Below are 12219 nucleotides of genomic sequence, written 5' to 3'. Positions count from 1 at the left end.
TCTTTCCTCTTATCCCAGTGTTTTTTTATAGGGCGTCGGCGCCGGTCTCGCCCGTGCGGATCCGGATCACCTGTTCGGTCGGCGTCACGAAGATCTTCCCGTCACCAATCTTTCCGGTACGCGCCGCACGCTCGATCGCCTCGATAGCCTGATCGACGATGTCGTCCGGGACGGCGACCTCGATCTTCACTTTCGGCAGGAAATCGACGACGTACTCCGCGCCCCGATACAGTTCGGTGTGCCCTTTCTGACGCCCAAAACCCTTGACCTCCGTAACCGTGATTCCAGAGACGCCAAGCGATGACAAGGCTTCTCGAGCCTCATCAAGCTTGAATGGCTTGATGACCGCACTGATTAGTTTCAATTTGCCTCTCCGTTGACCGTCGATCCCGATGTTGGCCGCGAATGACCGTGGCTCAGCGCGGAGACGTTCAAAGCAACTGTCATGCCATTTGCACGGCAGGTACTGGAGCGGGGAGTTATCGGAGGAGCCGAACTTCGGGTCCTTCAGCGGTCAGATGGATGTTGTGAGGAAGGGAGCGGGATTGGGCGGCAGCACTGTCAGAAGGCTTCTTGGCGGAATGCGGTGTACAGATGGCGTGTACCCAGGCACCATGTGCGAGCGCGTTTTCCCGTCGTCCGCCCAATCGGGGGCATGCGTGCACGGTTCTGCCGCTTGTCATTACATATTCATTAATCGAAGCTTCCAGTTTTCCACTCGCACGCCCGACGCTCGCGAGCGTTCAAGAGGTCGAGCGCAACTCCGCCGTGATAACGTGCAAGGACATCGCAACTCGAACAGGAACAGGAACAGGAACAGATCAGGATGATTTCGCATGTTTTCGTTGGGGTTAGTGACTTTGACCGTGCGTTGAAGTTCTATTCGGCCGTCATGAGCGAGTTGGGACATCGACTGAAGTTTTGCGAGCCAGATAAACCGTGGGCTGGTTGGATGGCTGAGGGTATGCCGCGCCCGCTCTTCCTTATCGGCAGGCCATATGATGGCAACTCCGCAGAACACGGAAACGGTCAAATGGTGGCATTGCTTGCGCCTGATCGTCGTTCAGTCGACAACGCATACGCTAGCGCGCTGGCAAACTCAGGTTCTTGCGAAGGTCCTCCCGGCTTGCGAGCACGCTATCACCCGGACTATTACGGGGGGTACTTCCGCGACCCGGAGGGAAACAGGATTTGCGTTTGTTGTCACGATCCCATGACTCCGTAGCATTCGCAAAGCCCCGAACACGCTATACACCGGCCTATTTTCGAAGCGGTACCCGTTTCGACTTGAAAATTGCCGTCGAGGCGGCGCGAGCGGTCGACGGGATCGGGTCGGCTACTGTTCAGTGAACCTAACATTCGGTTGACTTCCTGATGCATTCGTCACCCCCGATGATCCCGTCGAGGGCTTCCATTCAGCAAGTCAGTCGTTAGCCGAGGTAATCTTGATGAACGGCCTGAGTTCAGGATTTGAGAGAGCGAGAAGATTGAGCGTCGCCGCGCCGAACCGACGCGCGAACTCATCGTCCAGCGTATTGTTGTAGTCGGCCACCGGCAGTTCTAAAGGAAACTGTCGCGTGGTAACCGCCAGCACCTTTTCAACGTCAAGCGTATAGGAGACCAGTGCCTGCTTTTCCTCCGACCACATGACCACGACACATCGCTTTTGGGGGTGAGTTGCCATTCAATATCCTCTGCATCGTTGATAGTTCTGAAATGCTCTCTGCGAGCACACATCCATGAATCTCTGCCCACCCATTGCCATCCGATAGGCAGTGCATTCGTCCATGTCTCGTTCGTACTGCGCGTGGCATTCTGCGTCGTGCGCTTCGCTCACTCCGCGCGCCGCGATGCTCTGCACATCGTCGCTTATCGCGTCCGGTGTGTACTTGAACGGCTGCGCATTGTCGAAGTTCTGCGGCACGCGTGGGGTGTCGCGGTAGAGCGACCTTAGCATGTCCGCGTTGGCCGGTTTCTGCGCGCGCACGGCGGCTGAGCGGGAAGCCTTTTCCCGCTGCTGCCGTATCGCCTGCACGCACTTGCGCATCTTGTCCCGTTCGGGAACAAAGGGCAGGTTGCCGTTCTTCACTTCTTTGTATAGGGCCTTGGCGATCTCATGGTCGTCCATCCTGTGCATATGAAAGCGGTTTTCACTCCGGCCGAGCATATCGCGTAACTCGTATGACTGATGCGACGCCAGCACGGACGGGCTATGTTGTAGCCACGCTGCGCGCGCTTCTTCCATGGCCTGCACAGTGTCGTCGTGTGCTTCGCGAGGTACGCTCGCCGGCAATGCAAAGTGGAACCACCGGTCCACGTCAAACAGCCAGGGAGACTCGATGTGAAGGTAGAACGATCTGCTAAGGCTGATCGAAAAGAAATGTCCGTGCCGCCTTTCGTGGGCGCCGCGATGAGAGCCTAGGGAAACTGAATGCATAGTGCCTCACAGGCAATAAAGGAGGCCCGATTGTGCAACAAGGCACCATCTCAAAAAACCCCGAATTAAAGCGTGTTAGAAACTCCGATTGAGAGCTGGTATCCTGGCGGGATGAAAAGAGCAGACTGAAAAGGTTATCCGACTGATGCGTCGGATGAGAAATGAAGTTTCGCGGCGCCGTGCGGCGGCCGGTCGCGAGAGCGAGCCACGCGCACGTGCTTTGGAAAAACGCTCTAAAGAATACTGTCCAACGCCTTGGCGAGCCTGGCGACCACACCTTCGACGTCATGCAGTTTGTCCAGGCCAAATAATCCGACGCGGAAGGTTTTGAAGTCTTCTGGCTCGTCGCATTGAAGGGGAACACCGGCCGCGATCTGCAAGCCGGCATCGGCGAATTTCTTGCCGGATCGTATGCCGTCATCGTCCGTATAGCAGACCACGACGCCAGGAGCCTGAAAACCTTCAGCCGCCACGCTTTTGAAACCTTTGTCACTCATGAGCGAGCGAATGCGCTTGCCGAGTTCAAGCTGCTCGGCTCTGACATTCTCGAAGCCATATGCCTCGGTTTCCTTCATGACGTCGCGCAGCGTCGCGAGACTGTCCGTGGGCATCGTGGCGTGATAGGCGAACCCGCCGTTCTCGTAGGCTTCCATGATCTGCAGCCATTTCCCAAGATCACAAGCGAAACTGGTGCTGGTCGTTGCGTCGATTCTTTCGCGGGCGAGAGGGCTGAGCATGACCATTGCGCAGCAAGGTGACGCGCTCCATCCTTTTTGCGGTGCGCTGATCAGGACATCGATGCCGCTGGCCTGCATGTCCACCCAGATCGTACCGGAGGCGATGCAATCCAGTACAAACATGCCGCCGACGGCATGCACCGCGTCGGACACCGCGCGCAAGTAGGCATCAGGCAGCATCATCCCGGATGCGGTTTCGACATGCGGCGCAAAGACCAGATCCGGCTTGTTTTCCTTGATCGCAGCGACGACTTCTTCGATCGGAGCCGGTGCATATGCGGCCTGCCTACCTCGTTCGACCGGACGCGCCTTCAACACCACCGATTCAGACGGAATGTCGCCCATGTCGAAAATCTGCGACCAGCGGAAACTGAACCAGCCATTGCGGATGACCAGACACTTCCTGTTCGTCGCGAACTGCCGGGCGACGGCTTCCATGCCGAAAGTCCCGCTGCCCGGGACGATAACGGCCGACTTCGCGTTGTAGACTTTTTTCAGGGCGCCGGAAATATCGCGTACGACTCCTTGAAAGAGCTGCGACATGTGATTGATCGATCGGTCGGTGTAGACGACCGAATATTCGAGGAGTCCATCGCGGTCGACATCGGGAAGTAAACCTGGCACCTTCGCCTCCGGTAATTGACGAGTAAAAGAATCGAAGACAGATTCTAACGAAAGCCGCCTGCAACGGTATCGGCCGAGACGTCCCCGCCCTTCTTCGATCGCAGTCGCGCCAAAGGTGGCGCCGCTCGCCTCGTCCCGACTGCTTCTCAGGGGAAGATCGGTGTCGTGGGCTCCGCGCCCTCGATATCGGCCTTCGGAAAATGCTGCGCGACCATCTGCTCGATCTCCTGTTCGCGCGATCCAGGCACGTCGGCCATGATCAGGAGCTGGCCGTCACGGATGGCGTTTCGAAAGCGCTCGAGTCGTGCATTCGGTTCGGCGACGCCGATCATCGCGGCCGTCCAGGCCCCGAAGCCGGCACCCGCCAACGTCAAGGCGACGACGGCTCCGCCCGCAATTGCGAGCTCCGCGGGAGGAAACGCCAGCGCCACGAGGCCGACAAGCGCTCCGGTCGCACCGCCGAGCGCCACGCCTCGTTCGAGCGAGTGCACGACGTCGCTGCTCTGCAGCAAAGTTGCCTCGGGTAACTGTTCGAGTGCGACGCTGTGATTCGCGAGAACATGGAGATGTCGCCATGTGATCCGCGTCCGCAGCAGGTCGTCTACGATCGCCTTCGCCGTCGACGTGTCAGATGCGAGGAAATAAAGACGTCTCATCTCGACCCTCCATCAATCAAGCCGTCCTCAAACGGGACTATGCCGTTCATCGTACGCCTGCGGCAGGCAAAAAGTTGGCTCTGGGCAGGTGCGTGCCGTGTTTGGATGGCTGGTCGCCGCTGTATGCCAGCTTACAAATTCGGAAAACTTCTCCTGGAGACATAGGGTTGAGCAAAAATCTGCTGCCAGACTATTTCGCGTAGTTCCGGCAAACCATGCAGCTTTGCGGTCCACATTACGTTAGGCGTCTAAACGGAGGCAAACGATGACACGCGTTCGCGTTGCGGGCTTCACCATTTCGCTCGACGGATACGGCGCAGGCCCGCATCAAGACATCAACAATCCGCTCGGCGTTGGCGGGACGGAACTGCATCAGTGGCTAGTCCCAACACACACGTTCCAGCAAGCCTTGTTCGGCAAGGACGGCGGTACGACCGGGGTTGACGATGATTTCGCCGCCCGCGGCTTTCAGAATGTCGGGGCCTGGATTCTTGGGCGGAACATGTTCGGACCCATTCGTGGGGACTGGCCGGACACAAACTGGAAAGGCTGGTGGGGAGACAATCCACCGTATCACGTTCCAGTCTTCATCTTGACCCATCACGCTCGTCCCCCCATCGAGATGGCAGGCGGCACGACGTTCCACTTCATAACAGGAGGCATCCGCGAGGCGCTCGACCGTGCACGCGAGGCCGCTGCCGGAATGGACGTGCGGATCGGCGGTGGGCCGGACACAATTCAGCAGTATCTTCGCGAGGGCCTCATCGATGATCTGCACATTGCCGTCGCGCCGGTCCTGCTCGGCCGGGGAGAATCGCTGTTCGAAGGGGTCGACTTGCGGGCTCTGGGATACGAATGCGTTGAATTCGTAGCGTCGGAGAAGGCCACGCATGTCGTCCTAAGGCGCCAAGGGCACACGGACGCCTAAGCACTCGCTGAAGGCCTCTTGTACCGCATACTTCAGTGAATCACACCACCGAAAGGATCGACATGGTTGCTGACCTTGCACGCTCCTGGTTGACCTGGAGCGCGCCTGCAGCCGCTGCGCAGGCCTCCGGTCGCCCGCTCGTGGCGCTGGAATCGACCATCATCGCCCACGGCATGCCCTACCCGGAGAACGTTCGCACTGCGCGCGAAGTGGAAGCCTTGATCCGTGACGCGGGTGCCGAGCCGGCGACTATTGCGCTGATCGATGGGCGAATCCACATCGGCCTTTCGGATGACGAGCTGGAAACGATCGGCCGATCGGACCACGTACATAAGGTCAGCCGCCGCGACCTGCCGGCCGTGCTGGCCGGCGGCGGGCTGGGCGCCACGACCGTGGCTGGCACGATGATATGTGCGGCGTTGGCCGGCATCGAGGTCTTCGTCACCGGAGGCATTGGCGGCGTACACCGAGGCGCGCATGAAACCTTTGACATCTCGGCCGACCTGCAAGAACTGGCGAAGACCTCGGTGGCGGTGATCTGTGCCGGTGCGAAGTCCATCCTGGACATCGGGCTCACATTGGAATACCTGGAAACCCACGGCGTGCCAGTGCTCAGTTGCGAACAGGACAATTTTGCGGCGTTCTACACGCGTGACAGCGGCTTTCGCGCGGACTTCAGGCTGGACGACGCGGAGGAACAGGCACGGTTCATTCGCACCAAGTGGGACCTGGGCCTCGACGGCGGTGTGGTGTTGAGCACTCCGGTGCCGGAAGCCGCAGCGATGTCGTTCGAAGAGATCGACGCGCTGACCCAGCAGGCGCTCGACGAGGCCACTGCACAAGGAATCACCGGCAAGGCCGTCACCCCCTTCCTGCTGGCGCGCATCAAGGCGTTGACAGGCGGGCGCAGCCTGGCGACAAACATCGCGCTCGTGAAACACAACGCAGAGGTCGGCGCAAGGCTGGCGCTAGCGTTGGCACGCTCAAAGCCCAGCACAGGCGCGGTGTAGCCTCACTGCGGTTTCGCGCGGCTGGTATTTCCTTGACGGCCACCGCGCTCATTTCGAGCCAGTGCCGAAGCTGTTCGCCCGGCCGCTATATGAGGCGCTGGCTCGTCGATATTTGCCTCGCTGAAGTCCCAGGCGTCCAATCGGCAACGCGCGAGACGCACCTTTTCCGCTGCTTTCCACCGGTCGACAACCGCGCCCATGGGCGGCAGCGATGCGTCGGCCGCCGCCGGGGCGCAGGGCTCCACGAAGCCAGCCCCGTGCTATCTTTGACGGATTCGACACCTTCCTCTCAGGAGGGCGCGTGGACGTCGCCGTGTGGCTGCACAGCCTCGGAATGGAGCGGTATGAACCGGTGTTTCGCGAGAACGCCATCGACGCCGACGTGCTTCGCGATCTCACCGCGGACGATCTGAAAGAACTGGGTATTGCGTCGGTCGGTCATCGCCGCAAACTGCTCGATGCCTTGACTGAATTGCGGGCGCGAACCGGGCCCCGGCATAGCGGCGCGAGCCCAGGCGAGGCGAAAGGCGAACGACGGCAGGTCGCCGTCCTGTTCGCCGATCTGTGTGGCTTCACGCGGATGAGCCGTGAAGTCGACGCGGAGGAAGTACTCGCCGTGCTCGATCGCTACTTCGAGCAGGTTGACCGCACCATCGAGCAGCATGGCGGGCACGTCGACAAGCACGTCGGCGACAGCGTCATGGCAGTATTCGGCGCGCCGGTCTCGCATGGAAATGATGTCGAACGCGCCGTGCGGGCGGCACTCGCGATCAGGGACGGAATGCCCGACCTGTCGCGTGCGCCCGGCCGCCCGGTCTGCGTGCATATCGGCATCGCCGGCGGCGAAGTCGTCGCAAGCGGCACCGGTAGCGCGACTCATAGGGAATACACCGTCACCGGCGACACGGTCAACCTCGCCTCGCGTCTCACCGATGCGGCTGAGCCGGGGACGATCCTGATCTCGGAAAGCGTGCGACGCCCGCTGGCTGACCGCCTGGACTGTGTCGAACGCGGCGCGCTGTCGGTCAAAGGCTTCGCGCAAGCGGTCATGGCGTGGTGTATTGCCGGCCTTCGGCGCTCACGCCCGGGCCGGCCGTTCGTCGGCCGGCATCATGAGATGCGGCAGTTTCGATCCGTGCTCCATTCCTGCCGCGACACCGGAGGCGGACGCACCGTTCTGCTGCGCGGCGAGGCCGGGATCGGCAAAACACGCCTGGTCGAGGAATTCGAACGCGAGGCACGGGAGTCAGGATTCCTTTCTCATACTGGCCTCGTGCTCGACTTCGGTGCGTCAACCGGACGTGGCGCAATCCAGTCTCTCGTGCACGGCCTGTTGGCAGCCGACGGCTCAACCGACGGAGCTGCGAGTGCCGCTGGCGTCGAGCACGCGCTCGCCAGCGGTTTGATCGACGCTGGCGACGCACTCTTTCTCGAAGATCTGGTCGATTTGCCGATGGGGTTCGAGGACCGGGCAGTCTACGACGCCATGGACAATGAAATGCGCGTTCGCGGCCGACGCAACGCCCTGACCCGGCTCGTCCAACGCGCGAGCCGCCAGCAACCTCGGGTACTGGTCGTCGAGGATATTCACTGGTCGGACGAATCGACGCTTCGCGACCTCGCCGGACTATCGGAAACGATGGCGGGATGTCCGGCCGTACTCGTGCTGACAGTGCGGACGCACGGCGATTCGAGTGAAGAGCCGTGGCGCGTGGCGACCGGCGGACCGTATTCGCTGATCGATCTGGGTCCGCTGAGCGCCGGCGACGCGCATGCGATGGCCAGATCGTTTCCCGGGGCGCAGGCAGGTCTGGCGGGACGCTGCATCGAACGGGCGGCGGGCAATCCGCTGTTTCTCGAGCAGTTGCTGAACGATGCGCAGGACGGCGAAGGGACCGGCGTGCCGGGGTCGGTGCGAAGCCTCGTACAGGCGCGGCTGGATCGGCTTGATCCCGCCGATAAGACAGTGCTGCAGGCTGCCTCGGTGCTCGGCCAGTTGTTCGAGAAGGAGGCGGTCGATTTTCTCGTCGATGGCGCCGGCGCCGACGCGGATGCCGGCGTTGCGCTGGAACCGCTTGTGATCGGTCTGCTGTTACGACGTCAAGGCACCGGATTTATCTTCCATCACGCACTGATTCGCGACGCCATTTATGACGGGCTGCTGAAAAGCCGGCGCCGCGATTTGCATCGTCGCGCCGCACAGTGGTACGGCGAGCGCGACCTCGTCCTGCGAGCCGAACATCTCGATCGCGCGGGAGAACCCGGGGCAGCGCTCGCCTATTGCGAAGCAGCGCGCTCGCAGGCGTCGGGGCACCGCCATGAAGCCGCGCTCCGGCTTGTCGAACGAGGTCTCGATCTCGCGGATCAACGTAGCGACCGCGCCGCGCTCGAGTGTCTACATGGCAACGTTTTGCATGAGCTGGGCGACATGAAGTCGGCACTTCATGCATTCGAAATCGCCCTCGAATATGCGACGACGGACGCGCAGCGTTGCCGTGCATGGATCGGGCGGGCCACGGTGAAGCGGATCATCGACGATCTCGACGGTGCATGGGCCGACCTCGACTCCGCCGCTGAAGCCTCCCAAGGCCTGTTGCGCGAAGAGGCTCGCATTCACTTCCTGCGCGGCAATCTGTGTTTTCCCCGCGGCGATATCGACGGCTGCGTGCGTGAGCACGGGCGCAGCCTTGCCCTCGCGCGCGACGCGTGTGATCCCGAACAGGAGGCGGCCGCACTCGGCGGCCTTGGCGATGGCGAGTACATGCGCGGCCGGATGATCAGCGCCCACGCGGCCTTCAGCCGCTGCATCGAACTCTGCCAATGCCATGGCTTCGGACGGATCGAGGTGGCCAACCTTCCGATGCGGGCGATCACGACGTGGTTTACCGGCGAAGCCGCGCGCGCACTCGACGCCGCGCTTGCCAGCGTCGCCGCAGCGCAGAAGGTGGGGCATCCCCGCGCACTCGCCGTCGCCCATCACGCTGCCTGGCACTGCCTGCACGATCGCGCGGAGTGGGATCGTGCGTGGGAGCACGTCGCTCCTGCGCTACAGTGCGCGCGCGAGCTGAAATCAAGGCGCTTCGAAGGTGAAGCGCTCGCGTTTCGCGCGGAATTGCATCGGGTCGCCGGCCGTCCGCGCGAAGCGCGCGCCGATATCGAAGCGGCGCTGTCGATCAGCCGGGAGACCGGCATGAACTACCTGGGCCCCGCTTATCTCGGCGTGCTCGCGCGCACGACGGACGACCCCGTTGACTTCGCACAGGCGCTCGCGGAAGGCGAAGCTTTGCTCGCGGCCGGAGCGGTGAGCCACAACCACTTTCTGTTTCGACGTGATGCGATAGATGCATGCATCGACCGCAAACGCTGGGATGCGGCCGCGCACCATGCTGCGGCCCTTGAAGACTATGCACGCCGCGAGCCATCGCGCTTTTCCGGATTTTTCGTGGCGCGCGCACGGGCGCTTGTCTCGTATGGAACCGGCAATCGCGATCCGGCATCGCTAACGGAACTCCAGCGGCTACGGCAGGAGGGCAGCAGCCTGGGTTTCCTTTATGCGCTCCAGGCGATCGAGGCCGCGCTTGCGGGCGAGGCCGATAGAGGAGGAGAGGGTCGCCGCGCTCACTCCTGTTGACGCCGTCCAACCATCACCGTATCTTGCAATCCAAGGTAAAGCGACATGACACGGCAGTTGTGTCTGACTGTTTTCCGTTGACCTGGCCACGACGATGAACATTGACGATCGGCTTCTCGAGAGCAAAATGATCGCGATCGAGCAGGCGAGATCATGGAGTCCGCGCGTCATTTCCAAGCTCGAGACTCTGATCAGGAGCGGCGACGAGCTGTCCGTCTACCGGGTCAATCCGCTGGCGTTTGCGCGAGATCGCGGCATAAGCGAGGCTGAATGCATTGACCTCTTTCTTCATGCGGCGCGATACGGATTGTTCGAGATGAACTGGGACGTTCTTTGTCCGCAGTCGGGAATGGTCCTCCACAGCTTCGGATCATTGCGCACTCTCAAGACCCATTATGTCTGTGGGCTATGCGACGTTACGGGCGAAACCGACCTCGACGATTTCATCCAGGTCACGTTTTCAATATCGCCCGAACTTCGGAGGCTGACGTTCCACGATCCCGAGTCGCTTTCCGTTGAAGATTTCCACTGGAAACTGCGATTTAACGGTGACGGTCGGTTCGCCGGCCAGCAAGTCCGGTTTCTCGACTTCTTGCGGGGGCTCGTGCGCGGCCTCACGTTCCTGCCGCCAGGTTCGACGACGACCCTGCAGGCTGTTCTTGGCCCCGGTGCCTTGACGGGTGTGAATGTCGAGACACAAGCCGCTCTCATTGTTCCGATCGCTGGTGAGGCCGCTACCTCGCCGACACTGTTGCAGGTCGGTTATGACGGTCAACGGTTTGCCCCGGCGCTCTGCGTTGTGCCGCCTGGGCCTGTCGTCATTCAAGTAAGGAATACCGGGAGCACGCGCGGGTCGCTGCTCTTGATCAATTGGCCTCCAGAGGTCGTCGCTCAGGCCATCAAGCCGCCGCTCGAATTCGAACCGTATCTCTCCGGAGGGGCGCTGGTGGCGCGACAGACCTTCCGGCGCCTGTTCCGCTCGGAGAACGTTGACGAGAAGGAAGGCCTTGGGATTCGGCAAGTGACGTTCGTTTTCACGGATCTCAAGGGTTCGACGGCCATGTATGAACGTATCGGTGATCTGAATGCGTACGGCCTCGTCAGACAGCATTTCGCCTTGCTTGAGATGATCGCACAACGGTATTCCGGCGCTATCGTAAAGACGATTGGCGACGCTGTGATGGCCGTCTTTTGTCGACCAACGGACGCAGTTTCCGCGTCGTTGAGTATCGTGGAGGAAATCGGGCGCTTCAATCGCGAACGTGGAGAACCGGCGATCATCCTGAAGATCGGGGCACATTGCGGGCCGTCGATTGCGGTGACACTGAACGACAATCTCGATTATTTCGGTCAGGCCGTCAACGTCGCCGCGCGCGTGCAGTCTCTCGCCGACGCCGGGGAGATTTGCATTTCGGAAGCGCTCTATAGTGCGCCCGGGGTCCGCGACCTCCTTGGTGGCCGCACTGTCGTCGAATTTGAGGCTCCGCTTCGCGGCCTCCAGGGCAGGGCAAGCGTGTATCGCATCGTGTCCGAGTGGTGACGGCTTACGGCGCCGATCCTGCCTCCTCCTGGGGCTATTCTTGTTTGCTCAACATTGAACCCGACAGGTGCCGTGATGGAGAAGAACGACGCAGCCGGTTTGCTCCCTATGCATGGCGTTCAGCCGCGTTCCGAGGAAACGCTCGCGACCTGGATTTGCTGGTCAAAGAAATCGTTCGACACGGACAGCGGATTTTGCAAGGTTGGCAGAACCCAAAGGAGCCAGCATGAACATAAGCAATGCGAGCAGAATAATCGGCGCAATGTTAATTGCGGCCATCGCGAGTGGCGCGGCCTATGCGAACGCGCAACAAGGTATGAGCGCGACGGCCGGCGCGGTCGCACAAAGGGTGGCGGCCTCGGGCTCGCCGCCTCGACCCAGGCCGGATACTTCGATAGTTCGTGACGTTCGCCGCACCCTCAGGCGGGTACCGGATATGGATGATTCAGAGATTCACATCAGGGCGAGCCACGGCGCCGTCACGCTCACCGGATCGGTGCCGGAAAGCTGGCAGATCTCGCGCGCTGGCAATGCATCAAGATCAGTGCTGGGAGTCAAGTCGGTGACGAACAGATTGACAGTGCGAAAGAGCGATGCAGCAAGCATTGAGCAACGTCTCGCGGCATCGGCCGGATAGGCTCGATGTTGATCTCATC

At 61.1% G+C, this 12219-nt stretch carries 11 protein-coding genes; 6 read left to right on the top strand and 5 right to left on the bottom strand.

Annotation, left to right across the window (positions count from 1 at the left end; genetic code table 11):
- Positions 1 to 25 precede the first annotated feature (25 nt).
- Entirely contained in the window at positions 26 to 364 is a 339-nt protein-coding gene (locus OKW38_RS06130; RefSeq protein ID WP_429360500.1) for a P-II family nitrogen regulator, read from the bottom strand.
- 462 nt (positions 365 to 826) lie between these two features.
- Here OKW38_RS06130 and OKW38_RS06125 point away from each other — a divergent pair, with 462 nt between their 5' ends.
- The gene (locus OKW38_RS06125) at positions 827 to 1225 is read left to right on the top strand and encodes a VOC family protein (RefSeq protein ID WP_090811596.1); all 399 of its coding nucleotides are present in this window, start codon (positions 827 to 829) and stop codon (positions 1223 to 1225) included.
- 198 nt (positions 1226 to 1423) lie between these two features.
- Here OKW38_RS06125 and OKW38_RS06120 read toward each other — a convergent pair whose 3' ends face one another.
- The 4 genes from OKW38_RS06120 to OKW38_RS06105 form a co-directional block, all read right to left on the bottom strand.
- Positions 1424 to 1684 (bottom strand): hypothetical protein, encoded by a 261-nt coding sequence (locus OKW38_RS06120; protein WP_090811598.1) that lies wholly within the window; start codon positions 1682 to 1684, stop codon positions 1424 to 1426.
- A complete protein-coding gene (locus OKW38_RS06115; protein WP_429360498.1) occupies positions 1685 to 2317 on the bottom strand; it encodes a hypothetical protein in 633 nt (210 codons plus the stop codon).
- A 353-nt stretch (positions 2318 to 2670) separates the two neighbouring features.
- Positions 2671 to 3798, bottom strand: a complete 1128-nt coding sequence (locus OKW38_RS06110; RefSeq protein WP_429360497.1) for an aminotransferase class V-fold PLP-dependent enzyme — start codon at positions 3796 to 3798, stop codon at positions 2671 to 2673.
- 146 nt (positions 3799 to 3944) lie between these two features.
- Positions 3945 to 4454, bottom strand: a complete 510-nt coding sequence (locus OKW38_RS06105; RefSeq protein WP_429360496.1) for a DUF1269 domain-containing protein — start codon at positions 4452 to 4454, stop codon at positions 3945 to 3947.
- A gap of 265 nt (positions 4455 to 4719) precedes the next feature.
- Between OKW38_RS06105 and OKW38_RS06100 the strand changes: the two genes are divergently transcribed.
- The 5 genes from OKW38_RS06100 to OKW38_RS06080 all read left to right on the top strand — a co-directional run bounded on the left by OKW38_RS06100 (position 4720) and on the right by OKW38_RS06080 (position 12200).
- Positions 4720 to 5382 carry a dihydrofolate reductase family protein gene (locus OKW38_RS06100; RefSeq protein WP_090811606.1) on the top strand — a complete coding sequence of 221 codons (663 nt, stop codon included), beginning with the start codon at positions 4720 to 4722 and terminating at the stop codon, positions 5380 to 5382.
- Between the two features lie 62 nt (positions 5383 to 5444).
- The gene (locus OKW38_RS06095; RefSeq protein ID WP_429360708.1) at positions 5445 to 6392 is read left to right on the top strand and encodes a pseudouridine-5'-phosphate glycosidase; all 948 of its coding nucleotides are present in this window, start codon (positions 5445 to 5447) and stop codon (positions 6390 to 6392) included.
- 301 nt (positions 6393 to 6693) lie between these two features.
- Entirely contained in the window at positions 6694 to 10023 is a 3330-nt protein-coding gene (locus OKW38_RS06090) for an adenylate/guanylate cyclase domain-containing protein (protein ID WP_429360495.1), read from the top strand.
- A gap of 94 nt (positions 10024 to 10117) precedes the next feature.
- On the top strand, positions 10118 to 11563 hold the full coding sequence (locus OKW38_RS06085) for a DUF5939 domain-containing protein (protein WP_429360494.1): 1446 nt from the start codon (positions 10118 to 10120) through the stop codon (positions 11561 to 11563).
- 112 nt (positions 11564 to 11675) lie between these two features.
- Complete coding sequence (locus OKW38_RS06080; protein ID WP_429360492.1) at positions 11676 to 12200, top strand: BON domain-containing protein; 525 nt, start codon at positions 11676 to 11678, stop codon at positions 12198 to 12200.
- The last annotated feature ends 19 nt before the right edge of the window (positions 12201 to 12219 follow it).

Origin of the sequence: Paraburkholderia sp. MM5496-R1, from assembly GCF_050436205.1 — a bacterium.
GTDB classification, from domain to species: domain Bacteria; phylum Pseudomonadota; class Gammaproteobacteria; order Burkholderiales; family Burkholderiaceae; genus Paraburkholderia; species Paraburkholderia tuberum.
The sequence above is the reverse complement of the archived record's forward strand: the minus strand, read 5'-3'. Positions and strand labels throughout refer to the sequence as shown.

Bases quoted from the DNA above. Each gene is read 5' to 3' on its own strand.
- OKW38_RS06125 (WP_090811596.1), top strand. From the start codon at position 827: ATGATTTCGCATGTTTTCGTTGGGGTTAGTGACTTTGACCGTGCGTTG.
- OKW38_RS06120 (WP_090811598.1), bottom strand. From the start codon at position 1,684: ATGGCAACTCACCCCCAAAAGCGATGTGTCGTGGTCATGTGGTCGGAG.
- OKW38_RS06105 (WP_429360496.1), bottom strand. From the start codon at position 4,454: ATGAGACGTCTTTATTTCCTCGCATCTGACACGTCGACGGCGAAGGCG.
- OKW38_RS06100 (WP_090811606.1), top strand. From the start codon at position 4,720: ATGACACGCGTTCGCGTTGCGGGCTTCACCATTTCGCTCGACGGATAC.
- OKW38_RS06095 (WP_429360708.1), top strand. From the start codon at position 5,445: ATGGTTGCTGACCTTGCACGCTCCTGGTTGACCTGGAGCGCGCCTGCA.
- OKW38_RS06085 (WP_429360494.1), top strand. From the start codon at position 10,118: ATGAACATTGACGATCGGCTTCTCGAGAGCAAAATGATCGCGATCGAG.
- OKW38_RS06080 (WP_429360492.1), top strand. From the start codon at position 11,676: ATGGCGTTCAGCCGCGTTCCGAGGAAACGCTCGCGACCTGGATTTGCT.